The organism is Dolomitihabitans soli, assembly GCF_022213955.1.
Lineage (GTDB): Bacteria > Actinomycetota > Actinomycetes > Streptosporangiales > Streptosporangiaceae > Streptosporangium_A > Streptosporangium_A soli.
In genome coordinates this window covers 378,107-401,451 of the sequence record NZ_JAKNTW010000005.1, presented here as the reverse complement: position 1 = coordinate 401,451, position 23,345 = coordinate 378,107, and the positions used below count along the sequence as shown (strand labels likewise).

The 23,345-nt window shown below is 71.7% G+C and carries 19 protein-coding genes and 1 pseudogene; 3 read left to right on the top strand and 17 right to left on the bottom strand.

Annotated features, from left to right (window positions below; all coding sequences use genetic code 11):
• Positions 1 to 52: 52 nt before the first annotated feature.
• From MBA17_RS50385 to MBA17_RS12665, 8 genes and pseudogenes are all read right to left on the bottom strand, one after another.
• Entirely contained in the window at positions 53 to 787 is a 735-nt protein-coding gene (locus MBA17_RS50385; RefSeq protein ID WP_238496604.1) for a prepilin peptidase, read from the bottom strand.
• Between the two features lie 76 nt (positions 788 to 863).
• Positions 864 to 979, bottom strand: a pseudogene (locus MBA17_RS12695) (PadR family transcriptional regulator); the annotation flags it as partial.
• Between the two features lie 53 nt (positions 980 to 1,032).
• Positions 1,033 to 1,752 (bottom strand): VOC family protein, encoded by a 720-nt coding sequence (locus MBA17_RS12690; protein WP_238496603.1) that lies wholly within the window; start codon positions 1,750 to 1,752, stop codon positions 1,033 to 1,035.
• 385 nt (positions 1,753 to 2,137) lie between these two features.
• On the bottom strand, positions 2,138 to 2,692 hold the full coding sequence (locus MBA17_RS12685; protein WP_238496602.1) for an SseB family protein: 555 nt from the start codon (positions 2,690 to 2,692) through the stop codon (positions 2,138 to 2,140).
• 73 nt (positions 2,693 to 2,765) lie between these two features.
• Positions 2,766 to 3,866: a barbiturase gene (gene bar / locus MBA17_RS12680; RefSeq protein ID WP_238496601.1), complete on the bottom strand. Its 1,101-nt coding sequence runs from the start codon at positions 3,864 to 3,866 to the stop codon at positions 2,766 to 2,768.
• 121 nt (positions 3,867 to 3,987) lie between these two features.
• The gene (locus MBA17_RS12675; RefSeq protein ID WP_238496600.1) at positions 3,988 to 4,899 is read right to left on the bottom strand and encodes a carbamate kinase; all 912 of its coding nucleotides are present in this window, start codon (positions 4,897 to 4,899) and stop codon (positions 3,988 to 3,990) included.
• A gap of 123 nt (positions 4,900 to 5,022) precedes the next feature.
• Positions 5,023 to 5,538 carry a methyltransferase family protein gene (locus tag MBA17_RS12670; RefSeq protein ID WP_238496599.1) on the bottom strand — a complete coding sequence of 172 codons (516 nt, stop codon included), beginning with the start codon at positions 5,536 to 5,538 and terminating at the stop codon, positions 5,023 to 5,025.
• A gap of 41 nt (positions 5,539 to 5,579) precedes the next feature.
• Entirely contained in the window at positions 5,580 to 6,152 is a 573-nt protein-coding gene (locus MBA17_RS12665; protein ID WP_238496598.1) for a TetR/AcrR family transcriptional regulator, read from the bottom strand.
• An 80-nt stretch (positions 6,153 to 6,232) separates the two neighbouring features.
• Between MBA17_RS12665 and MBA17_RS12660 the strand changes: the two genes are divergently transcribed.
• Together MBA17_RS12660 and MBA17_RS12655 are read left to right on the top strand one after the other, a co-directional pair.
• Entirely contained in the window at positions 6,233 to 7,771 is a 1,539-nt protein-coding gene (locus MBA17_RS12660) for an MDR family MFS transporter (RefSeq protein WP_238496597.1), read from the top strand.
• An 82-nt stretch (positions 7,772 to 7,853) separates the two neighbouring features.
• Positions 7,854 to 9,380 (top strand): gamma-glutamyltransferase family protein, encoded by a 1,527-nt coding sequence (locus MBA17_RS12655; RefSeq protein WP_238496596.1) that lies wholly within the window; start codon positions 7,854 to 7,856, stop codon positions 9,378 to 9,380.
• Between the two features lie 120 nt (positions 9,381 to 9,500).
• On the opposite strand, the gene MBA17_RS12650 is transcribed toward MBA17_RS12655, so the two are convergent.
• From MBA17_RS12650 to MBA17_RS12620, 7 genes are all read right to left on the bottom strand, one after another.
• Positions 9,501 to 10,781 carry an extracellular solute-binding protein gene (locus MBA17_RS12650; protein WP_238496595.1) on the bottom strand — a complete coding sequence of 427 codons (1,281 nt, stop codon included), beginning with the start codon at positions 10,779 to 10,781 and terminating at the stop codon, positions 9,501 to 9,503.
• 92 nt (positions 10,782 to 10,873) lie between these two features.
• A complete protein-coding gene (locus tag MBA17_RS12645; protein WP_238496594.1) occupies positions 10,874 to 12,862 on the bottom strand; it encodes a substrate-binding domain-containing protein in 1,989 nt (662 codons plus the stop codon).
• 65 nt (positions 12,863 to 12,927) lie between these two features.
• Positions 12,928 to 14,112, bottom strand: a complete 1,185-nt coding sequence (locus tag MBA17_RS12640) for a pyridoxal phosphate-dependent aminotransferase (RefSeq protein ID WP_238496593.1) — start codon at positions 14,110 to 14,112, stop codon at positions 12,928 to 12,930.
• Positions 14,113 to 14,164: 52 nt separating this feature from the next.
• Entirely contained in the window at positions 14,165 to 15,553 is a 1,389-nt protein-coding gene (locus MBA17_RS12635; protein ID WP_238496592.1) for a GH1 family beta-glucosidase, read from the bottom strand.
• Complete coding sequence (locus MBA17_RS12630) at positions 15,550 to 16,407, bottom strand: carbohydrate ABC transporter permease (protein ID WP_238496591.1); 858 nt, start codon at positions 16,405 to 16,407, stop codon at positions 15,550 to 15,552. Before MBA17_RS12630 ends, MBA17_RS12635 begins: the two co-directional genes overlap by 4 nt.
• A 3-nt stretch (positions 16,408 to 16,410) precedes the next feature.
• Positions 16,411 to 17,337: a carbohydrate ABC transporter permease gene (locus MBA17_RS12625; protein ID WP_238496590.1), complete on the bottom strand. Its 927-nt coding sequence runs from the start codon at positions 17,335 to 17,337 to the stop codon at positions 16,411 to 16,413.
• Between the two features lie 65 nt (positions 17,338 to 17,402).
• Positions 17,403 to 18,668, bottom strand: coding sequence for an ABC transporter substrate-binding protein (locus MBA17_RS12620; RefSeq protein ID WP_238496589.1), 1,266 nt, complete (start codon positions 18,666 to 18,668; stop codon positions 17,403 to 17,405).
• Positions 18,669 to 18,890: 222 nt separating this feature from the next.
• Here MBA17_RS12620 and MBA17_RS12615 point away from each other — a divergent pair, with 222 nt between their 5' ends.
• A complete protein-coding gene (locus tag MBA17_RS12615) occupies positions 18,891 to 19,904 on the top strand; it encodes a LacI family DNA-binding transcriptional regulator (protein WP_238496588.1) in 1,014 nt (337 codons plus the stop codon).
• Between the two features lie 138 nt (positions 19,905 to 20,042).
• On the opposite strand, the gene MBA17_RS12610 is transcribed toward MBA17_RS12615, so the two are convergent.
• Together MBA17_RS12610 and MBA17_RS12605 are read right to left on the bottom strand one after the other, a co-directional pair.
• Positions 20,043 to 22,526: an ABC transporter permease gene (locus tag MBA17_RS12610; protein WP_238496587.1), complete on the bottom strand. Its 2,484-nt coding sequence runs from the start codon at positions 22,524 to 22,526 to the stop codon at positions 20,043 to 20,045.
• On the bottom strand, positions 22,523 to 23,266 hold the full coding sequence (locus MBA17_RS12605; protein ID WP_238496586.1) for an ABC transporter ATP-binding protein: 744 nt from the start codon (positions 23,264 to 23,266) through the stop codon (positions 22,523 to 22,525). The genes MBA17_RS12610 and MBA17_RS12605 overlap by 4 nt, the downstream gene beginning before the upstream one ends.
• Between the last annotated feature and the right edge of the window lie 79 nt (positions 23,267 to 23,345).

The following is a 23,345-nucleotide window of genomic DNA, read 5'->3' as shown; positions in this document are numbered from 1 at the left end:
CATGTGTGGTGAACGGCGAAGCACACCGCGCTCAACAGGTGAGACAGAAGCTTCATCCACCGGCGAGGAGCACGCCCAGCGTTCCCATGATCATAAAAGGGCCGAACGGGATCTCCGACTTCCGGCCGCCCCGCCTGGTGGCGATCAGGGCCACGCCGTACAGGGCCGCGGCCAGATAGGCGACGAAGGTACCGGTCAGCACGCTGGTCCAGCCGAGCCAGCCGAGCGCGGTGCCCAGCGCGGCGGCGAGCTTCACGTCGCCCAGCCCGACGCCCGCCGGGTTGACGGAGAACAGCACCAGGTAGAAAGCCGCCAGCGCCAGCCCGCCGAGCAGCGCGCGGATCAGGTCGTCGTGACGGCGCTCGACGACGGCGGCGACCGCGAGCAGGGCCAGCGTGCCGAGATAGGCGAGCAGGGTCAGCCGGTCGGGCAGCCGCAGGACCGCGACGTCGACCAGGGCCAGCGGCACCGCCAGCACCGCGACCCACCCGAAGGCCGCCAGCTCGCCCGCCGACGACGTGGACATCACCAGGAACCCGAGAATCGCCGCGGTGACCACCTCGACGGTCAGCGCGGGCGGCCCGATCCGCACCGCGCAGGCGGGACAACGACCGGTCAGCGGCAACAGGACCGGCCGCGGCCCGTCACCCGCCAGCCGTACGGCACAGCCCGGGCAGTGGGTCCGCTGCCCCTCACCGGCCTCGTGCCGGAAGGCCGCGCCACGCTGCCACCCGCCGGCCACCAGCGAAACGGCGACCACCGCCGCCACGACCAGAACCACCGCCACACGGCGACCCTACGCCGATCCCCCGCCCCGCATTCCCGGATCCCGGGACGCACGGCGAACAAACGCGAAGCACGGAACGGGCGGTGGACCATTCGTGCGCGCCCCAGGATTCCAGGTCGGCTCGGACCCGGTAGCCGTGGGCGCGACCGTGCCGCCGGACCGCGCCGGCACCAGCAGGCGGATCACTGACATGTGCTGTTGTCCTTCGTGTTGCCCGCCGGACCGGTGCCCGGCCCGCGTGCCGGTCAGGCCGGCAGGGTGGCCGCGAGGTCGCGGAGGCCGGTGAGGGTGTCGGTGAGTGCGTCCCGCTCGGCGTCGGTGAGGGGGACGCGCTCGGCCCGGGTAAGGAAGGTGCGGACGCCGGCGGTGTCGTCGGACCGTGCCGCGAGTTCGGCTCGGTAGGCCAAGGCTTCCAGCAGGTCGGCCGGTGTCGCTTCAGCCTGGTCCCGCAGCAGCGCGTTGTCCAGGATCCGGGCGGCCTGACCGTGTTCGCCGTGGGAGTCGCCCATGACCACGGCGCTGCGCAGGGACGTGGCGAGCCGGCTCAGGGCCGGTTCCTCATCGACGGGGTCGGCTTTGGCGGCCATGATCCTGATCCAGTTCCCGCCGGGGTCGATCACGGTGAACCCGGACAGGTTGCCGGCGTTCTTCCGCTTCCGGGGCCGGGTCATCCGGGGAATCCCGGAGACCAGCAGCTTGCCGTGGACCGCGCGCATCCCCTCGGCGAACGCACCGAACAGCTCGCCCGTGTCGGGCACCAGTACCAGGCAGGTTCCGTAGGAGTCCTCGGCCTTGAAGCCCGGGATGCCGAAGAAGTCCAGCTGGAGATCCTCGCGCTTCAACGACACGTATGGGTTAGGCCGGACCTGGCGGTAGGTCCGGGTGAAGCCCAGCATCTCGTAGAACTCGACGATCTCGTCGATCGACTCGCAGGGCAGCAGGGGCACGGTCATCTCGCCAGCCATACTCTCTCTCCCAACGCACTCCAGTAGCTAAATTTGGCTACTGGAGTTCAGCGTACTCCATTCCTCCCGTCGCCCCCGGATCCTCTGTCCGTCCCAGGCGGCACGGCACTGCAGGGCGACACCGCCGCGGCCAGCCGTCCAGAAGGTCTGCTGAGGGCGTCACCGCAGGTCAGAGGCAACGCACTGGCCGTTCCGTTGTCGATCAAGTTCCGCAGCGGCGCTGAACCCTGGGACGAGGGGTGGGAACGGCGACGACGGCCGGTACGGCGAGCGGCCTCCCGCACGCGGAGGTCCGGGAGGTCACGGGCGGCGGCCGGGCCGCGGAGCGTGCAGCCGCGGACGGCGGCGGCTCACGAACGGCAGGACCAGGGAAAGCGGCAGCAGCTCACGAACGGCGGGACCAGGGGAAACGGCGGCGGGGTGGAACGGCGGGGGCGAGACGGGCCACGGTCACGCCGGATCCGGCGAGGCGGGCGGCGACCTGGCTCGCGGGGCCGTCCATGGCGGCGAGGGCCTGGAGCGCGGTGCCCTCGATGACGAACGAGACCGGTCCGGCGACGTCCACGACCACGGCGGCGGCCCGTTCCGAGACGGCGGCCTGACAGACCTGGGGGCCGGTGGCCTGGATCGGGCGGGCGTCGGCGCGCCAGCGGGTGAGCGGCTCGGCACCGGTGAACGCGAGCACTGCCTCCCTGCCGTCCTCACCGATCAGCTTGGGGAGGGCCATCTCGCTCTCCTTCTCCCGCGTGATCCCGTGCTCGCCCACTTCCGACTCGGTCAGCAGGGCCACCACGGGCACCAGCAGGCGAGCCGTGCTCAGGACGGTCAGCACCTCGGCGGCGTCGGCCGCGCCCCGGGAGAACTCCAGGAGCACCGCCGCCACGCGGGCGTCGGCGCTGCCGTCGTCGTCGGGAACCAGGGGTCGCGGAATGCTCGGCACGTTGGGCGAGTTTACCCGTCTCCCGCCTCCCCTCGACGGCCCTCGGCACCGAGGGGAGGCGGGATCGGGAGGATCAGCCGAGGTCGGCGATGGCCGCCACGGGGGCGCCGCCCGATGGGCCCTGGTGCACGGCGGCGACGGAGACGAAGACGGCGGGGTCGCCGGTCACGCTCGCGGCGACTCCGCCGACCGTGGCCTTGATCTGGCGGTGCCAGTGCACGTCGGAGTCGTCGAGCATGATGTTGCGCCGGCCGCGTACCCGCCCCGACGGGTCGGCCTCGCACTTCATGAAGACGTTGACGAGGCGGTCGCCGAGGTCGCTCGGGTGCGGGCGGTCCGGCAGGTCGATGCCGCTGGAGCGGATCGCGGCCCAGATGCCGTCGGCGTCGATGGCGTCCTTCATCACACTGTGCCCGACGCGGTAACGGCCGCCGATGCCCCGCACGTTGCCGACCACCACGATCTGGGCGCGGTCCAGTTCCACGCCGCTGGAGCAGGAGGCGACGCTGGAGTACAGCGACAGGTCACGGTGGATCTGGTCCGCCGCGGGCATCTCGATCTCGCCGAGCGCGACGGCGATGCCGAGCGCGGTGGTGGAGTTGGAGATGTCCATCGACGGCCCGGTGTCCTCGGTCACCACGTCGTGGCCGCGCGACTTGGCGTCGGTGATGGTGGCCAGCGTCAGCAGCGGCGTCTTGGTCTGCACGTAGTGGACGTCGGCCGGGTCGTCGATGCCGGCGAGCTTCATGGCCTCGCGGACGCCCGCGGCGACCTTCTCCACCATGGCGGGGCGGCCGATGTCCTCGGGCAGGATCACGTCGCTCATCGCCACGCCGACGCTGACCCGCGGCTCGTCGCTCGGCAGGGCGTCGGCCGTGGTGGCGAAGATGGTGGCGTGCGGGCTGAGCACGCCGTCGGTGCCGCCCGACCAGACGAGCGGGACCTGCGCCACCTCCTCGGCACTGCGCGTCCCCCTGGCCATCAGCACCTCACGGAACGCACGGTCGGCCAGGATGCGGGTGTAGTCGTTCACACCGCCGTTGCCCTCGGTCTTGCCGATCACCGCGAGCACCCGGTCTGCCTCGATCACCCCGTCGTCGATCAACTGGGCGAGCCCTGAGGCGTCGGTCACGCTCTCGATGGCGACCTTGCGCACTTCGATCGGTTCGGGCATGCCTGGGCACCTTCCGTTGGTTCACGGTCACTCTCTCCCGCCGAAGGTACCCAGCGGACGGCCTGGATTCACTGGCACTCTTCGCGAGTCGGAGGCCCGGTCTTCGGCAACTCTTCCCAAATCAGGTCCGGGTCACCACGGTGCCCGCCGCGCCGGTGAGCGCCGCGCCGAGGTCGTCGAGCGCGGCGATCACCGCCCGCGCCCCGCCGTACTCCACGAACCGCAGCGCCGCCTCCACCTTGGGGCCCATGCTGCCGCCGGCGAAGTGGCCCGCCGTGTGCAGGGCGCGCAGTTCGGCGGGGGCGACGCGGTGCAGGGGCCGGGCCTGCGGCGTGCCGTACCCGGCGAACGCGCAGGGCACGTCGGTCGCGATCACCAGCACGGTCGCCCGTACGGCCCGCGCCAGCAGCGCCGCGGCCAGGTCCTTGTCGATGACCGCCTCCACGCCGCGCAGCGAGCCGTCGGGGGCGCGCGTCACCGGGACTCCGCCGCCGCCGGCCGCCACGACCACGAAACCCTGGTCCATCAGGGCGGACACGGCGGCGGCGTCGAGGATCTCCCGCGGTTCCGGCGAGGCCACGACGCGCCGCCAGCCACGCTCGAATTCGCGCCAGGTCTGGCCGAGCCGTTCGAAGCGCCTGGCCTCGCGCTGGGTGAAGTAGCGGCCGATCGGCTTGACGGGGTCGGCGAAGGCCGGATCGGCGGGATCGACGAGCGTGCGGGTGACCACCACGGCCGCCCTGCCCGGCAGCGCGTTGAGCATCAGGGTGCCGATCGTGGCCTGGGTCTGGGCGCCGCACCAGTCGAGCGGCACCGGCGGGACGACGTCGGCGGCGAGCTGGTTCTTCAGCAGCAGGTTGCCCACCTGCGGGCCGTTGCCGTGGGTCAGGATGACCTGGTGCCCGTCGGCGAGCAGGGCCTCGACGTGCGCCATCGCCTTCTCCACCGCGCGGCGCTGGTCCTCGGGCGAGGCGCTGCCGTCGGCCGCCGTCATCGCGTTGCCGCCGAGCGCGATCAGTACGCGTTCCCTCACAGCGTGAAGCTAACCAGGTGACGGCCCGGCTGCATCGGCAACTCTCGCCGAGAGAACGCGGGTTCTTGGGATTCGCCGCCTGCGGACCCCGCCCGGCCTGCCGTACGGGTGTTCCGCCGAAGGTCAGGGCCGGTAGGCGTGCAGGCGCGGCCACCAGCCGGGCACGGCGGCGCGGTACCTGTCGTACTCCTCGCCGAACCTCCGGCGGAGCACGGGCTCCTCGTACCACCGGACGAAGGCGACCGGCGGCACGGCCATGACGACACCGTAGAGCACCAGGGCGAGGCTGCCGAAGATGAGCGCCTGCCCGGCGACCGTGGCGAAGATCGCGACGTACATCGGATTGCGGACATACCGGTAGACGCCGCCGACGACCAGGTGCTCGGTCGGCGCGATCGGGACCGGCGTGCCGAACCCCTCCACGACGAACCGGGTGAACGCCTGGATCAGCACCACGACGCCGGCCAGGGCGAGTGCCGCGCCCAGGATGCGCAGCGGCGCCGACGCCCAGGACAGGGCGCCGGGCGGCCAGTCGCGCGACTCCCAGCCGGTGATCCACCACGGGATCAGGACCGCGACGGCGCCCGGAGCCACCGCGAAGAAGACCGCACTGCCGACCGCCGCCGGTGCTCTGCGCATCGCGCCACACTCCCTCGCCGCTAACTCATCATGTGATGAGTTTAAGTCGGCGACGAAGGCCGGTCAACCACGGTGAGGCACGCCTCGAAGACGGCGGTGAGCCTGGCCACCAAGGCGTCGCGGTCCTGCGCGCGGACCACGTCGGTGCCGAAGAGCTGGCGCAGGGTGCCGGTGCCCATGATCAGCGCGGTGGCGATGCCGGCCCGCAGCCGCGTGTCGGGACCCGTGAGGCGAGCCTCCAGCGGCTCCAGAATCGCGCTCAGCACCCGGTCGCGGATCAGCTCGTGGATCTCCGGGCTCGCGGCGGAGCGGCTGATCGTGGCCACCACGGGGCTGCCGGTGCCGGAGGTCAGCCGGTCGGCGACGTACTCGGCCAGCCGCCGGGGCAGCCCTTCCTCGTCGACGTCGAGCACACCGGGAAAGCGCCCCTGCTGGGCGAGCACCTCGGCGAACAGCTCGCGCTTGGCCCCGAAATAGCGATTGATCAGCGCGATGTTCGCATCGGCCTCCGCCGCGATGAGGCGCATCGTGACCTGCTCGTATCCGAGTTCGGCGAACAGCCGCCGCGCGGCGTCGAGGATCCGCCGCCGGGTGTCCTCTCTGTCCCGTCGCATCTCGGCATGCTCCCAGATTTGACCTGTAAACACGCGTCTACTAATTTCATATGTACCATACACGTATCGGGGAGGGTCACTTGCTGACCGAAGAACAGGTGGAGGCCGAGGCGGCGCCGCGCTTCACGCACAAACAGGTGCTGGAGATCATGATCGGCCTCATGCTCGCCATGCTGACGTCGATGATCTCGACGTCCGTGGTGGGGACCGCGCTGCCCACCATCGTGGGCACGCTCGGCGGCCAGGAGCAGCTCGCCTGGGTCGCGAGCGCGACACTGCTGACGATGACGGCGTCCACCCCGCTGTGGGGGAAGCTCTCCGACCTGTACGGCAGAAAGCGCATGTTCCAGGTGTCGCTGCTGATCTTCGTGCTTTCCTCGGTCGCCGCCGGCTTCGCACAGGACATGGGGCAACTCATCGCGGCCCGGGCGGTCCAGGGCATCGGCGCGGGCGGCCTGCAGGCGCTTCCCCAGATCATCCTCGGCGACGTCGTCGAGCCGCGCGAGCGCGGGCGCTACTCCGGCTACATCGGCGCCGTCTTCGGTGTGGCGACCGTCGCCGGGCCGCTGCTCGGCGGGTTCATCGTGGACAACATGTCGTGGCGCTGGTGCTTCTGGATCAGCGTGCCGCTCGCCGTCGTCGCCTCCGTCGTGATCCACAAGGTGCTCAAGCTCCCGCTGGTCCGGCGGGACGCCAAGGTCGACTGGTGGGGGGCCACCTTCATCACCGGAGGCACCACCGCGCTGATGCTGCTGCTGTCCTTCGGGGGCCAGGAGTTCGCCTGGAACTCCGCCTGGACCTACGGGCTGGGCGCGCTCAGCCTCGTCATGCTCGCGCTGGCCGTGTTCGCCGAGCGCAGGGCGGCCGAGCCGATCCTGCCGCCCCGGCTGTTCGCCAACCGCACCTTCGTGCTCACCGCGCTGGCCTCGCTGCTGGTCGGCGCGGCGATGTTCGGCGCGCTGATGTTCCTGCCGCAGTATCTCCAGATCGTCAAGGGCCTGAGCCCGACGGCCTCCGGCCTGATGACGCTGCCCATGGTGTGCGGCCTGCTGCTCTCCTCGATCGTCACCGGCCGGATCGTGACCAGGACGGGACGCTGGAAGGTCTTCCCGGTGGCCGGGATGCTACTGGTCGCCGCCGGGCTGTTCCTGCTCTCGGGGCTGCACGTCGACTCCTCGCTGATCGTGGTCGGCGTGGACATCGCCGTGCTGGGCATCGGGCTGGGCGCGTGCATGCAGATCCTCATCCTCGCCGCGCAGAACTCGGTGGACCGTACGGACATGGCCTCCACCACCTCGGGCGTGGCCTTCTTCCGCTCGCTCGGCGGCGCGGTCGGCGTGGCCGCGTTCGGCGCGATCCTGTCCAACCGGCTCAGCGCGGAGCTGACGGCCGGACTGCGGGCCGCCAAGATCCCGCTCACCGGCGGCGCGACCCCCAACCTGGGCGCCCCCGACGCGATCCGCCACCTGCCCGGGCCGGTGCTGGACATCGTCCTGGAAGCCTTCACCCGGGCCATCAACATGGTGTTCCTGGTCGGCGTGCCGGTCGCGATCCTGGGCGCGGTCGCCGTGCTGGCCCTGAAGGAGCTCCCGCTCAGGTCCGCACGCTCCACCGACTGACCACCTGGTACGGCCCGCGGCCACCCGGCTAGGATCGCCCTCTAAATCGTGATTTATCCCGGTTACGGAAGGACTGCGAGCCGTGCCCCAAACGCGATACGCGGCGAACGGGATGGTCTGCACCATCGACCATCTGGCCACCACGGCGGGGCTCGCCATGCTGGATCGGGGCGGCTCAGCCGCGGACGCCGCCATCGCGGCCAACGCGGTCCTGGCCGTCACCGCGCCGCACATGTGCGGGCTGGGCGGCGACCTGTTCGCCCTCGTGCACGCGTCCACCGGTCCCCCCGTCGCGCTGAACGCCTCCGGCCGGGCCGGTTCCGGAGCCGACCCCGACCGGCTGCGCGCCGAAGGGCACGACCGGATGCCCTTCCAGCACGACATCCGCTCGGTCACCGTCCCCGGCTGCGCGGACGGCTGGCTCGCCCTGCACGACCGGTTCGGCCGCCTCCCGCTGGACGAGATCCTCAGCCCCGCGATCGGCCACGCCCTCGACGGCTTCCCCGCCTCCCCGCTCCTCGCCCCGGGCGCGGCCGTACTCCCCGAGGTCGGCTCCCCCCTCTCCCCCGGCGACCCCATCACCCGGCCGGGCGTCGGCCGCACCCTCTCCGCGCTCGCCACCTCCGGCCGCGCCGCCTTCTACCTCGGCGAGTTCGCCGACGGCCTGCTCGACCTCGGCGAGGGCGAGTACGGCGAGGCCGACCTGGCCACGCCCGGCGCCGAGTGGGTCACTCCGCTGCGGGCCCGCGCCTACGGCCACGACGTGTGGACCATGCCGCCGAACTCGCAGGGCTACCTGCTGCTCCTCGCGACGGCCGTCAGCGAGGGCCTCGACCTGCCGGACGACCCCGGCGACCCGCTCTGGGCGCACCTGCTGGCCGAGTCGGCCCGGATCGCCGGTCACGACCGCCCCGACGTCCTGCACGAGCACGCCGACGTGGCCGCCGTCCTGGCCGGCGCCGCCGCCCGCCGGGCGGCGATCGACCCGTCACGCCGCCTGGACGTGCGCGACCTCACCTCGCCCGGCGACACCACCTACCTGTGCGCGGTGGACGGCGACGGGATGGGAGTGTCACTGATCCAGTCGAACGCGGCGGGCTTCGGCAGCATGCTGTTCGAGCCGCGGACCGGGATCAACCTGCACAACCGGGGCATCGGCTTCTCCCTGTCGCCCGGCCATCCCGCGGAGTACGGTCCCGGCCGCCGCCCGCCGCACACGCTCGCCCCCGCCCTCGTCACCCGCGCCGACGGCTCGCTGCGCGCCGTACTGGGAACCATGGGGGGCGACGCGCAGCCGCAGGTCCTGCTCCAGGTGCTCACCCGGCTGCTGCGCCACGGGGAGACGCCGGCGCAGGCGATCACCGCTCCGCGCTGGCGGATCGCCCCCGGGCCCACCGGGTTCGACACCTGGCTTCCGGGCGGAGCCGCCTCCCTCGACATCGAGCAGGGCACGCCGTGGGCCGACGGGCTGGGCTCGCGCGGCCATGACGTGAACGTCACGCCGTACGGGTCGGCGTTCGGCCACGCCCATCTCATCGAGGTCGCCGGCGGGGTCCTCGGCGGGGCGGCCGACCCGCGCGCGCTGATCTCCTCGGCGGGCGGCAGATGACGGCGGCGCCCGCCCCGGCGAGCGGGACACCGGAAGCCGCCGGCGACGCGCGGTGACAAACCCCTGAGACCCGGCCGGGGCTGGGGGCGGTGGCCGGGGAAGTGCCCTGGTCGGCGGGCGTCAGCGGCCGGTGAGGGCGCTCTCCAGCCGCGGGGTGATCTCCTCGACGAACTGCCGGGCGGTCCGGCAGTCGGTCCGCTCGACCGCGGAGTGGCAGGCGAGCAGCGCGTGCAGCCCGGTCTGGAAGGTCCGGCTGAACTCCAGGTAGTAGGGCGTCTTGGGGCGGGGCACGGCATCCTGGATGGCCCGCTCCAGCACGCCGTCGCTCAGCTCCGGCACGTCGTCGCCCAGCTCCCGCACCGGCGTGGGGCTGACTTCGCACCGGGGCCTGGGCAGGTCGAAGGCCGACGCGCGGGCCGGGGCGAAACCGCCGCACCGGTACAGCATCGCGGACTGGGCCGGCCCGGTGAGCGCCTGGATGAGCCGCTGGACCCGGCCCTGCTGCCTGCCGTACGCGGAGACGGCGAGGTACTGCCCGCCGAGGACGCTCCGCCAGGGCAGCATGGTCACCGCCAGGCCCTTGGTGCGGGACGCCGCCAGCACCCGGTAGGCGTACGGCCAGTTGCGCATGAAGAGGGCGTCGCCCGACTTGAACTCCCGCAGTGCCTGATCCTCCGCGAACTCCAGGACGGGGCGGGGGATCACGACCGGCGGCCGTACGGCGTCGATGAGCGCCTGGATTCCGGCGATGCCCTTCGGGTCGTCGAGCAGGACGTCGCCGTCGTCGTCGGCCAGTTCGCCGCCGTGCGCCCGGATGATCTCCAGGGCGTTGACGGCCAGGCCCTCGTAGGCGGCGAACTGGCCGGCGAACCGGGTGCGCGGCTGGGTGCCCGACAGGAGGCCGCGCAGCTCGCCCCAGGTCCCCGGGGGGGTGGTGAGGTCGGAACGGTAGAACAGCAGCCCGGCGTCGCTGTTGAACGGCACCCCGTACTGCGTGCCGTCCCACTTGCCCGACTTCCAGACCTTGTCGTAGAAGTCGCCGGTGTCACCGTGCAGCGACACGTCGATCGGCACCAGGTGCCCGCCGGCGGCGAAACTGGGGATCGCCTGGATGTCGAGGTTGAAGGCGTCGAAGCGGCCGCTGCCCGCCTGCGCCGCGGCCCGCATCTCGCTGTGCTGGTCGTCGGTCGATCCGGCGACCACGACGAAGCACGCCTGCGCGCCGGTGTTCGCGGGGTCGGCGTTCCAGGCGTCGAGCACGTCTTGGCGGGCGTCGCCCGACAGGTCGGTGCCGGTGGCGATCGTCAGGTCGCACGGCTTGGCCTCGGCGGCGGGCTCCGCCGTACAGGAGGGGACGGCGAGGACCGAGAGCGCCAGGGCGGCGGCGAGCGCGCGCCTCATTCCGGGCCTACCTGGGCGCAGTTGTCGGTGAAGCAGGAAACCCAGCCTGTGAAGGTTGGAATCCCCCGCCCTTGTCAGGCGTGGGGAGGAAGTCAAGACTGCTCCCTGTCCAGCAGATCGGTCCGGATGGCGTTGAGCACCGCGGCGGGCTCCGTCTCGTCGGCGGTGTGGCAGGTGATCGTCTCGGCCTCGACGAGGGCGGGCAGCGGTGCCTGGTCACAGCCCGGCCCGCCGAACGCGAGCACGATGATCTGCACGCCGTTCAGATCGCCGAGGGGATCGGCGGTGAGGCCCGACGGATCGCCGCCGTCGGAGAGGACGATCAGCGTCCGCCGTCCCCGCTGCCCGCTCAGCGCGGCCAGGCCGTCCGCGATCGTGTCACGCAGCGGGGGATCGCTCAGTGCGCGGTCGGCGGACAGGCGGCCCAGTTCACGCTCCGCCGCCCGGGGGTCGCGCGCCGCCGCCTCGCTCGGGCCGATCACCCGGCGGAACGTGCGCGGGCCGTCGGGAAACGCCCACAAACTGGTCGTGAGCTGCCCGGACAGGCTGCCGATCAACGCCTGAGCGGTCCTGATCGACGCCTGCCAGCGGGAGGATCCGGCGTTCAGCGGCTTCGTCAGGGAACCCGACACGTCCACCGCCAGGGCGAGGTGGTCGATCTGCGGCGGCACCTTCGCCTGCGCCAGGGTGGGGGCGAGCCGTTCGGGCCATCGGTGGTTCCCGATCGGGGTCCGCTTCAGCAATTTCGCCTCGTCGGTGACCGAGAGCCGGCCCTCGGCGGAGCGCAGGCCGAGCCGGGGCAGTTCCCGTTTCAGCGCGGCGCAGAAGGCGCGGGCGAGGGCGGGGACCGTCTCGGCTGTGCGGCGGCTCGCCCAGGTGGTGGGGACGCAGCGATGGACCACGCTCGGGCCGCCCTCCAGATAGAGCGGGTGCAGCGGCGGCAGTCCGCCGCCGCCGGGCAGGGTGACCGCGCGGGAGCAGTCGGCGGGTTCCCACACGCCGCCGGGTTTGCCCGCCCTCGCCTGGTTGAAGTCGTACAACTGCTGCTCGGTGAGGTAGACAGCGACCGGACTGCCGGCGCCGGCCTCGCGGCACATCAGGTCATAGGCGTCGTCGAACCAGCCCACCTCGGTCGAGACCCTGCCCTCGACGTACTGCCGCTCCGGGAGCCCCCGGTCGTCGAGCCTGCCCTCGTACAGCCCGACGGTCGACAACAGCCCGACGTTGGAGGTCCGCGGATGGGTCCGCAGCACGCGCTGGGTGAGGCTCTTCCGCAGCACGTTGAGCCAGGTCTTGTCGGTCAGGCCCGCCAGGTTGGCCGCGTCGGCCTCGGGCAGCGCGAGCACCAGCGGCGAGGAGGCGACGACCTCGGGATTCCCGCCCAGGGTGAGTTCGCCGCCGGTCTTCGCGCCGACCTCCGTGATCTCGGCGAGCGAGTCGGCGACCCACAGGTCGGGCGTCGGCCCGGCCACCTCACCGTCCCAGCCCTCGCTCAGCCAGGTGCGCAGGTCGGCGGCCGACCGCGGCGCGTTCACCGAGACGTGTACGGCACGGCAGCCCCGCCAGTCGAGGCGCTCGTCGGCGAAGCGGTCCGCGACCGTCTCGATCAGCGGAGCCGTCTCGGAGGAGGCCAGCACGCGCAACTCCGCGGGCAGCCGGCACTGCCCCCACGGCGGATTGGCGACGACGATCACCGCGCCGAGGAACGCCAGGGCGAGCAGGACCCGGAGCGCCGTGGCCGCCCGCGGTGGCGTCAGCCGCAGCCGGCGCTCCTCCGGCCGGTGCGGGAAGCGGTCGTGCGCGCGCAGCAGCAGCAGCGTGAGGGCGGTCCCGAAGAGGATGAGGAGGCCGCCGACGGCTGCGAGGGTCAGGATGACGACGGCCCGCAGGGGGATCTCGGACGGCGGGACCTCGGAGGCGGCAAGGGAGATCCAGCCGCCCAGCAGCAGGGTGAGCGCCGTGCCCGCCGCGAAGGCCGACTGACGGTCGCGGTCCCTGCGGTTCTTGTCCGGCTCCCGCGCATGCCTGCCCGGCTCGGGACTGCGCGAGTTGTGCTCGTCGGCCATGCCCGATCGCCCCACTACGGCATCGTGTGATCGTTACGCCTAGCCTACGATCTCTGGCACCTGTCGTGGAGGGTGAACCGTCATCGTTCGCCCCGCGCCGCCTCGCCGAGGGTGGCCAGCCGGGCGGCGGCCTCCTCGATGATCTCGTCGCGTTTGCAGAAGGCGAACCTGACGAAGTGCCTGCCGCGCTCCGGCCTGTCGTAGAAGACCTGGGTGGGGATGGCCACGACGCCGGCCAGGGAGGGCAGCTCGCGGGTCAGGGCGAGGCCGTCGGTGAACCCGAGGGGACGGATGTCGGTCTGCACGAAGTAGGTGCCCGAGGGGCGCAGCACCTCGAAGCCGGCGGCGGCCAGGCCGGTCATGAGGCGGTCGCGTTTGCCCTGCAGGGCCAGGCGGAGGTCGGCCACCCAGGGCTGCTCGTGGCGCAGGGCGTGGGCGACGGCGAGCTGCCAGGGGGCGCCGGCGGTGAAGGTGACGAACTGCTTGACGGTCTGCACGGCCGAGGTCAGCGCGGGCGGGGCGCAGATCCAGCCGGTCTTCCAGCCGGTCACCGAGAAGGTCTTGCCCGCCGACGAGATCATCACGGTGCGCTCGCGCATGCCGGGCAGGGTGGCGATGGGGATGTGCTCGACGCCGTCGAAGGTGAGGTGCTCGTAGACCTCGTCGCTGATCGCGATCAGGTCGTGCTCGCGGCAGACCTCGGCGATGGCCGACAGCTCGGCGCGGGTGAACACGGTGCCCGTCGGATTGTGCGGTGAGTTGACCAGGATCGCCCTGGTACGCGGGCCGACGGCGGCGCGCAGCTCGTCGGGGTCGAAGGCGAAGCGGCCCGCGTCCGGGCGCAGCGTGACGGCCTTGCGGACCGCGCCGGCCAGCGAGATCGCCGCCGCATAGGAGTCGTAGAACGGCTCGAAGACGATCACCTCGTCACCCGGCTCGCACAGCGCGAGCACCGAGGTGGCGACCGCCTCGGTGGCCCCCACGGTGACCAGCACCTCCCCGTCGGGGTCGTAGTCGAGGCCGTAGTGCTCCTTGCGGTGCCACGCGACGGCCTCGCGCAGCGCGGGCACGCCGGGCCCCGGCGGGTACTGGTTGAAGCCGCCGCCGATGGCCTCGACGGCCCGCGCCAGCATCCCGGGCGGGCCGTCCGTGTCGGGGAACCCCTGCCCCAGGTTGATCGAACCGGTCCGTACGGCCAGCGCCGTCATCTCGGCGAAGACCGTCGTGCCGAACTCTCTCATGCGGGCGATCAGTGGCTCTCTCACCCGGCCCAGCCTAATGCGGCGGCCGTCCCTGAAGGGGACGCGGGTCGCTGGGTCACCGTCCCGTCCCGGCGTCCGCGATGTAGTCACGGAACCATCCGTAGCTGGCCTTGGGGGTCCTGGCCTGGGTCCGGTAGTCGACGTGGACCAGGCCGAACCTGGCGTCGTATCCCCGCGCCCACTCGAAGTTGTCGATCAGCGACCAGCAGAAATAGCCGCGCACGTCGACGCCCGCCGCGATGGCGTCGCCGGTGACCGCCAGGTGGTCGGCGAGGTAGGCGATCCGGCCCTGGTCGTCGAGTTCGCCGCGGTCGCCGTAGCCGTTCTCGGTGATGTAGACCGGCGGCAGGCCGGGGTAACGGGCGGCCAGCCCGCTCAGCGTGTCGTACAGCCCGCGCGGCTCGACGACCCAGCCCAGGCCGCTGGTCCGCGGGGCGGCCGGCTCGACCGTCCGCGCGCCCAGGTCGCACGCCGTGCGCCTGGCCGGGTCGGCTTCGGCGTACGGCGCCGCCACGGCGTGCAGCCGGTAGTAGTAGTTCACCCCGAGGAAGTCGACCGGCGCGCCGATGATCTCCAGATCACCTTCTCGCTGGAAGGAGAGGTCACTGATCGGGCCGTAGACCTCGGCCAGGTCCTCGGCGTAGCGCCCGCCCAGCAGCGGTTCGGTGAACTGCCGGTTGACCATCAGGTCCATCCGGCGGGCCGCCGCCACGTCCTCGGGCGCGCCGGTCCCGGCCACGGTGGGCGACATGTTGAGGGTGATGCCGATCTGCTCCTCCGGCCCGGCGCGCTCGCGCAGCCGTGCCACGGCCAGTCCGTGGCCGAGCAGCAGGTGATGCGCCGCCGCCAGCGCGCCGTGCCCCTCGCGCGCCCCCGGCGCGTGCCGCCCCTCCCCGTAGCCCACGATCGAGGAGCAGTAGGGCTCGTTCAACGTGATCCAGTACGGCACGGCGTCACCGAGGGCCTCGTGGACCACGGCGGCGTAGTCGGCGAACCGCAGCGCGGTGTCCCGTTCCCGCCAGCCGCCCCGGTCCTCCAGCCCCTGCGGGAGGTCCCAGTGGTAGAGGGTGGCGAACGGGGTGATCCCGCGGTCGCGCAGGCCGTCCGCCAGTCTGCGGTAGAAGTCGAGCCCTCGCCGGTCGGGCTGGCCGTACCCGGTGGGGAACACGCGCGGCCACGCCAGCGAGAACCGGTAGGCGCCCGTGCCGAGGCCGGTGAGCAGGTCGAGGTCCTCCTCCCAGCGGTGGTAGTGGTCGCAGGCGTGGTCGCCGGAGGCGGCGTCGGCGACCACGCCCGGGATCGCGCAGAAGGTGTCCCAGATGGAGGGGCCCCTGCCGTCCTCCGCGGCGGCCCCCTCGATCTGGTAGGCCGAGGTGGCCGTGCCCCACACGAAGCCCGGCGGGAAGGCGGCGCGCCGCGCGGTCTGCTCGTCGATGGCCGTCATCCCTTGATCGCTCCTGACATGATCCCTCCGATGATCTGGCGGCCCAGCAGCGCGAAGACGACCACGATGGGCACGGTCGCGATCACGGTGCCTGTCAACACTAATGTGTAGTCGGTGGTGTAGCCGCTGGCCAGAGCGGAGAGGGCGTACTGCACGGTCGGGTTCCCCGGGGTGAGCACGACCAGCGGCCAGAAGAAGTCGTTCCAGGCCTGCATGAAGGTGAACAGGCCGAGCACGGCCGCGGCGGGCCTGGCGGCGGGCAGCACGACGTGCCAGAACAGGCGCAGCGTGGTGCAGCCGTCCATCCGCCCGGCCTCCAGCAATTCGTCGGGCACGGCTCCGGTGAGGTACTGCGTCATGAAGAAGACGCCGAACGCGGTCACCAGGCCGGGCACGATCACCGCCTCGATCCGGCCCGTCCAGCCCAGCTCGCCCATCAGGATGTAGAGCGGGATGATGCCGAGCTGGTGCGGCACGGTGGTGGTGGCGATGGCCGCGACGAGCAGCCCGCCGCGCCCCCGGAAGCGGAGCTTGGCGAAGGCGAAGCCCGCCAGGGTGGAGAAGAACACGACCGACACCGTCACCGAGCCGGAGACGATGAAGGAGTTCAGCAGCGCCTTGCCGAACACCGTGGTGTCGAAGACCCGCGCGATGTTCTCGAACAGGTGGCCGCCGGGGGTGAGCACGGGCGGCACCTTGGCGATCGCGTCGTTGCTCTGCGAGGCGACGACGAGCGACCAGTAGATCGGGAACAGCGAGCCGAGCAGCACCGCGATGAGCGCCGCGTAGGTCCAGAAGCCGGCCGACCTGCCCGGCCGGAGCACGCCGCGGAATGGTCTGGTTATGGTCGCCATGGGTCAGCCGCTCTTGATCCGTCGGGTGATGGAGAAGTTGACGACCGCCATCACCACGATGATCAGGCAGAGGGTCCAGGCGATCGCGGAGGCGTAGCCGAACTCGTACCGGCCGAAGCCCTGCTCGTACAGGTAGAGACCGACGGTCTGGAACTGGCGGTCCGAGCCGCCCGTGGGGTTGCCCGTGCCCGACTGGAACAACAGCGGCTCGGCGATGATCTGGAAGCCGCCGATGGTGGAGACCACAGCGGTGAAGATGATCGTCGGCCTGAGCATCGGAATCGTGATCTTCCAGAACTGGGTGGCCTGGCCAGCGCCGTCGATGGTGGCGGCCTCGTAGAGGTGGTTGGGGATCGCCTGCATGGCGGCGAGGTAGATCAGCGCGTTGTAGCCGGTCCAGCGCCAGATGACGATCAGCGAGATGGCGATGTGGGAGCTGAGCGTGCCCGCCTGCCAGTCGATCGGGTCGAGCCCGGCCAGCCCGATCAGCCAGTTGACCATGCCGAAGTCGCGGCCGAAGAGCTGGGCGAAGATGATCGTGACCGCGACGATCGAGGTCACGTTGGGCAGCAGCACGCCCATCCTGAAGAAGGTCCTGGCCCGCAGGCTCCGGTTGAGCATGTGCGCGATGAACAGCGCCCCCAGGAGCTGCGGCACGGTGGACAGCAGCCAGATGCTGACGGTGTTGACCAGCGAGTTCCAGAAGTACGCGTCGCCGATCAGCTCGGCGTAGTTCTCCAGCCCGACCCATTCGCGGGTGGTCTCCAGCAGGTTCCAGTCGGTCATCGAGACGTACGCGGTGTAGAGCAGCGGGAACAGGCCGACCGCGCCGAACAGCAGGAAGAAGGGCGCTATGTAGATGTACGGCGAGCCCTTGACGTCGAGGACGTAGGCCCAGCGGCGGCGCGGCCGGGTTCGTGCAGAGGTCATCGGTGGTCCTATCCGGGGGGATAGGGGCACCGGCGGGCCCTGACCCGCCCGCCGGTGCCCCTGGCTCACTTCTCGATGCGGTCGACGTCCTTGAGCAGTTGCTCCCATGCCTGGGGACCGTCCTGCTTGCCCTCCTCGACGCGGTTGATCGCGTCGCGGATCGCGGTCTGGATGTCGCCCGCCCGCGGGCCCTGGTACTGCGGCTCGAGGTTGACCGCGGCGGTGGTGAAGATCTGGCCGATCGGCGCGTCATTGAAGAACTCGCTGGTGAGCCCGGTGACCTCGGGCTTGTCGTAGCCGGCCACCGTCGAGGGCAGGATGCCGTGCTTCGTGAACACCTTGACCTGCTGTTCCGGCGCGGTGAGCCAGGCGATCAGCGCGACGGCCTCCTTGGTGTGCTCGCTCTGGGCGGGCACGGTCAGGTAGGCGCCGCCCCAGTTGCCGCCGCCGCCCGGGATCGCCGCCACGTCCCACTTCCCGGCGAACTCCTTGGCCTGGTCCTGGATCTTGGCGAGCATCCACGCGGGGCACGCGATGGTCGCGAACTGCCCCTTGGCGAATCCGGTGTTCCAGGCGGGCGAACTGCCGACGAGCTTGGCCGACTGCCCGGCGGCGACGGCCCCGAGCACCTGGTCGTACGCCTTGCGCACCTCCGGGTTGGTCGCGACGACGACCTGGTCCGCGGTGTCGTAGTAGCCGACGGGGGCCTGGCCGATCATCGCGTTGAACACCTGCGGGCCGCCGTCGAAGAACGCGGCCCCCGCGGGCTTCTTCGCCGTGTAGCGCTTGCCCGTCTCGAAGTAGGCGGCCCAGTCGGGCCACAGCTTGGAGACCTCGTCCCGCGCGGCGGGCAGCCCGGCCTTCTCGAACAGGTCCCGCCGGTAGCACATGGCCAGGCCGCCGACGTCGGTGCCGTAACCGATCTGGGCCCCGGTCTTGGCCAGCGACGCCTCCCACTTCCAGGGCAGCCACCGGTCCTTGAGCGCCGCCGCGCCGTGCTGGTTGAGGTCGGTGAAGTGCTGCGGCTGCCCGCGGAACTGGGCGACGAAGCCGGTGTCGACGGCCTCGACGTCGGCCGCGCCCTGCTTGGTGGCCAGGTGCGCGGCGAGGTTGCGGTGGTGGTCGTTGTACGCGGAGGTGCGCTCGACGATCTTGATGTTCGGGTGCGCCGCCTCGTACTCGGCGTAGAGCTCCTTGAAGCCCATGTTGCCGAACAGGTTGAGGGTGAGGGTGATCGGTCCGCCGGAGGCGGCGGGCTCGCCGCCGGACCCACAACCGGTGGCGAGCACACCGAGCGCGAGCAGGCCGGCGGCCAGTCTCTTGGAGAACACGGCTTTACTCCCTTTCCTGATTGTCACGGGGAAAGGGATGCGACCGGTCGCCGGGCAACGGGAGCGACCGAATTCGAGGTCGATTGCACAATGCCAAACCACCGACTGTCAAGTCCCTTACGAATAACCAACAGAGGGGGTTGACGAACATTCCATCAAACGCTAGCGTCCATGAAACCGGTTACATGAAACCGGTTACAAGGGATGCGATAGCGTGTGACCGTGGCAACGATCCGAGAGCTCGCACGCCTTGCCGACGTGTCGGTGGCAACTGTCTCCCGCGTCTTCAACAACCCGGAGGTGGTGAACCAGGAGACCCGAGAGCACGTGCTCCGTGTCGCGGCGGACCTCGGCTACCAGCCGAACGAGTCGGCGCGCACGCTCGCCACCAAGAAGTCGCACATGGTCGGGCTGATCTGGGACACCGACCATCGCCGCCCCGGCTGGCGCCACCCGTTCCTGCAGGAAATACTGATCGGCCTGAAAACCGCTCTGAGCGCCCGGGGATATCACCTTCTCCTGCTCGCCACGAGCGGCTCGGAGATTCCCGGCCCCGACATTTATTCACGCGCCGTCACAAGGCACAACCTGGACGGCGTCGTCTTCATAGACAATGGCCGGCAGGACCCGGCGCTGCACCATCTGGCCGCGTCCGGAGTGCCCTGTGTGTCGCTGGACCGCCCGGTCTCGGGGCCCCGGGCGACCTATGTGATCTCCGACAACGCGGGCGGGGCACGCAGCGCGGTCGCGCACCTGTACGCCAGGGGACACGGCTCCATCGCCACGATCACCGGCCCCGCCACCACCCGTCCCGGAGCCGAGCGGCTGGCCGGCTACCGCGAGCAGCTGGCCGCCCTCGGCCTGCCGTACCGCGCGGAACTGGTGGTCGACGGCGACTTCTACCTCGCGGGCGGTCAGGCCGCCATGTGCCGCCTGCTCGACCTCGACGAGCGTCCCCGCGCGGTCTTCGTGGCCGGCGACGAGATGGCCGTGGGCGCGCTGCGGGCCATCACGGAGGCCGGCCTCAAGGTGCCCGAGGACATCGCGCTGGTCGGCTACGACGACATCGAGCTGGCGGCCCTGGTGCGCCCGGGGCTGACGACCGTCGCCCAGGACAAGGCGGGGTTCGGCACCTCGGCCGCCGCCGCGCTGGTCGCGATGATCGACGGTACGGCGGGCGAGGCCCCGCCCCCGACGGTCCTGCCCACCCGTCTGGTGGTCCGCGACTCGACCTGATCCCCCGTCCCGCGCTCGGCGACCTCCGGCGAAATCGTGGCCCCGCCCCTGCTCCGTACCAGGGTGGGGCCACGGTTCCGTCATCCGATCAGCCTCAGGCCGCACACCTCGGGTGCGGCAATGCCCGGGCGCGAGACGTCAGGAGGCGCGGAACGGAGACGCGGCCTTGCGCAACGCCGCTCCGACGGGCAGCACGGTGCCGACCACGGCGAGCAGCGTGGACACGACCGCGACGCCGATGACGAGGGTGTAGGGCACCACAATGGGCGTCGCGCCGAACAACTGCAGCAACGCCCCCCACAGACCGGCCAGATTGATCGCGCTCGCCACCAGGGCGAGCACCAGGCCGAGGGCGGCCACCAGCAGCGATTCGGCGACGAAGAACGTCATGACCTGTTTCGGCGTGGCGCCTGCCATCCGGAGCACCGCGAGGTCACGCCGCCGGTCGGCGGTCGCCATGAGCAGGGTGTTGAGAATCGCGATGAAGCAGAACAGCATGACGATCACGGCGGTGGAGCGCTGCCGTACCTCGGTGAGATGCCGCGCGTACGCGCTCTCCGACGCGACCAGTTGATCCCTGGTCATGAAGATCGCTCCGGTGCCACTGATCGCCCGGCTGATCGCGGCGGTGGCGGCGGCCGGGTCGGTGCCGGAATCCAGAGAGATGTAGGCACGCCGCGCGAGCCCGTCGCGAGCGTAGGCGGCGCTCTTCGCGAACCGCTGGGGGAGGTAGGCGACGTCCTCACCGCGCATCGCCCGGTAGGTGGCGGCGACCACCAGGTCGGCCTCTTCGCCATCGGCCATCAAGACCTTCCACGTCGAGCCGACCCGCATGCCCCAGACCTCGGCGACGGCCACGCTGTCCTCATCGAGGTCGTCCAGCGAGCCGTCGACCACCTTCAGGTCCATCGTGCGCCTCAGCGCGGCGGCATCCACGACGAGCCCGTCGTTCTCCTCCAGCCGGCCCTCGTCTCGGGTGTAGACGGTGGTGAGGATCGGGGCCGCGATCCGCACGCCGCCGATGCGGGAGACCCGGTCGATCACCTGCGGGCTGATCCCCGGGGTGCCGTCGGGGGCGAGGGCGTACTGCGATCGCACCTGGTTCCGCAGACCGTTGTCGCGTGCGGCGCCGAGCGAGTCCGTGGCGGCGAACAGCGAACCCGCCAGCCCGACGGTGAGCAGGATCGGCGCGGCCGTGGCGGCGACGCGCCGCCGCGAGGTCAGCACGCTCGCGCGCACCAGCATGGCGGTGGGTCCGGGCGATCGCCGGAACGGCCACATCAGCACCATGGTGAGCGGCCGGACGGCGAGCGGTGCGAGCACCGCGGCCGCCAGCACCGGAACCATCAGCGACAGGACGTAGGTGGTGGGCGAGAGCACACGGTCCGGCTCGCCGACGGCGATCCAGGCGGTCCACCCGACGCCGCAGGCCAGCCCGGCCGCCCCGAGCAACAGCCTGCCCGGGGTCGTCCCGGGGTCGTCGACGACCGCCGCGTCCAGCGCCTCGACAGGCCGGACGACTCCCGCACGCCGAGCGGCGAAGACCGCCCCGCCGAGCGCCACCACGACGCCGACCACGAACGCGACGGCGATCGGCGCCAGCACCGGCCAGGTCAGGGAGGGTTCGACCCCGAACCAGGGTGGGGAGATGCCCATCGTGATGAGCAGGTCGGCGAGCAGTTGGGCGCCGAGCAGGCCGAGTGCCGTGCCGACCGCCGAGGCGAGGACGCCGACGAGCAGCGCCTCGTTCCGCACCATGCCGCGCACCTGCCCGGGGGTGGCGCCGACGATACGGAGCAGGGCGATCTCGCGGCGGCGCTGGATCACCGCGAACGCGAAGGTGGAGGCCACCACGAAGATCGCCGTGGTGCCCGCCACGATGGCCATCACCGGCAGCAGCGTGACGGTGTTGTCCAGGGTCTCGCGGTCGCGCGCCGCACTGGCGTCCGCCCGGTGGCGATCCTGCCCGGTGAGCACCTCGGCCTCTCCGCCGACGGCCGCACGCACCCTGTCGAGCGGGCCGAGCGCCACCAGGGCCTCGATGCGCGGGGAGAGCCTGGCCGCCTCTGCTTCGTCGAAGAAGATCGCCTCCTCCCAGCCCACCGGGGAGACGGTGCCGCTCACGGTGTACCGGGTGACGCCCGCGGCGGTCATGACGGTCACCTGGTCCCCGGTCCGCGCCTGGCCGGAGGCGACGACTATCTCCTTGCCGGAGGAGGGCGGCCGGCCGTCCCGCAACGCGTGACCACCGAACCGCGCCACCGGCCACGGGTGCCCGACCTGGTCCTTGGAGCCGTTTTCGAGCTGGGCGTAGAAGGCCCGGTCCACCACGGTCTCACCGGTGGCGGCGACCTTCCGCCGCAGGTCCGCGGAGATGCCCTTGGCCGCTGCCCACGAGCGGACGCCGAGGTCGTGCCGGGCGGGGTCCCATGCCGGATCGGAGGCCAGCACCACCGCCGGGGCCTGGGCGAACCGTTCCACGGGCCGGTCTGGCGGATCGATCATGGTCATCAGCAGGATGCCCATCGCGGTGACCTGGGCGACTCCCAGCACCAGCGCCACGACGGTGCCGAGGAGCGACACCCACCGGGCCCGCAGCGTCTGCACGGCCAGCCTGATCATCGCGACACCGCCAGATCCGTCATCCGCGCGGCGACCGCTTCGGGCGCGGGTGCCGGCAGTTCGCCGGCCACCCGGCCGTCGGCGAGGAACACCACCCGGTCCGCGGCCGACGCGACGTTCGGATCGTGCGTGACCATGATCACCGTGGCCGGCCGGCCGTCCGCCGGGTCGTCGACCAGGTCGCGCAGCACGCCCAGGAGTTCGCGTCCGGCGGTGAGGTCCAGCGCACCGGTCGGTTCGTCGGCGAAGAGTACGGCCGGCCGGGTGACCAGGGCGCGGGCGATGGCGACGCGCTGCTGCTGGCCGCCGGAGAGCTGACCGGGGCGGCTACCCCCTTTGTTCGCCAGTCCCACCTGGGCGAGGGCCTGCCGTACCGCCCGCCGGTCGGGCCTGTGCCCGGCCAGCCGGATCGGTAGCCCCACGTTCTGCTCCGCGGTGAGTGAGGGCAGCAGGTTGAACGCCTGGAAGACGAACCCGACCGACTCGCGCCGCAGTTCGGTGAGCGCGGTCTCGCTCAGTCCCGTGAGGTCCTTCCCGTCGATGAACACCCGGCCGGAGGTGGGCCGGTCCAAGCCGGCGGCGCACTGCAGCAGCGTCGACTTCCCCGACCCGGACGGCCCCATGATGGCGGTGAAGCCTCCCTGGGGAAAGCGCAGGTGGACCTCGCGCAGCGCGACCGTCGCCCGGTCGCCGGATCCGTATGACCTGGTCAGTGCCTCAAGCCGGACCGCGTCATCCATGAGTTCTCCGTACGTGTCGTGTGGTGGCGGCTCCGGGCCGGGCACGGGCGCCGCAGGATGAACGGGTCAGGCCGCCCTG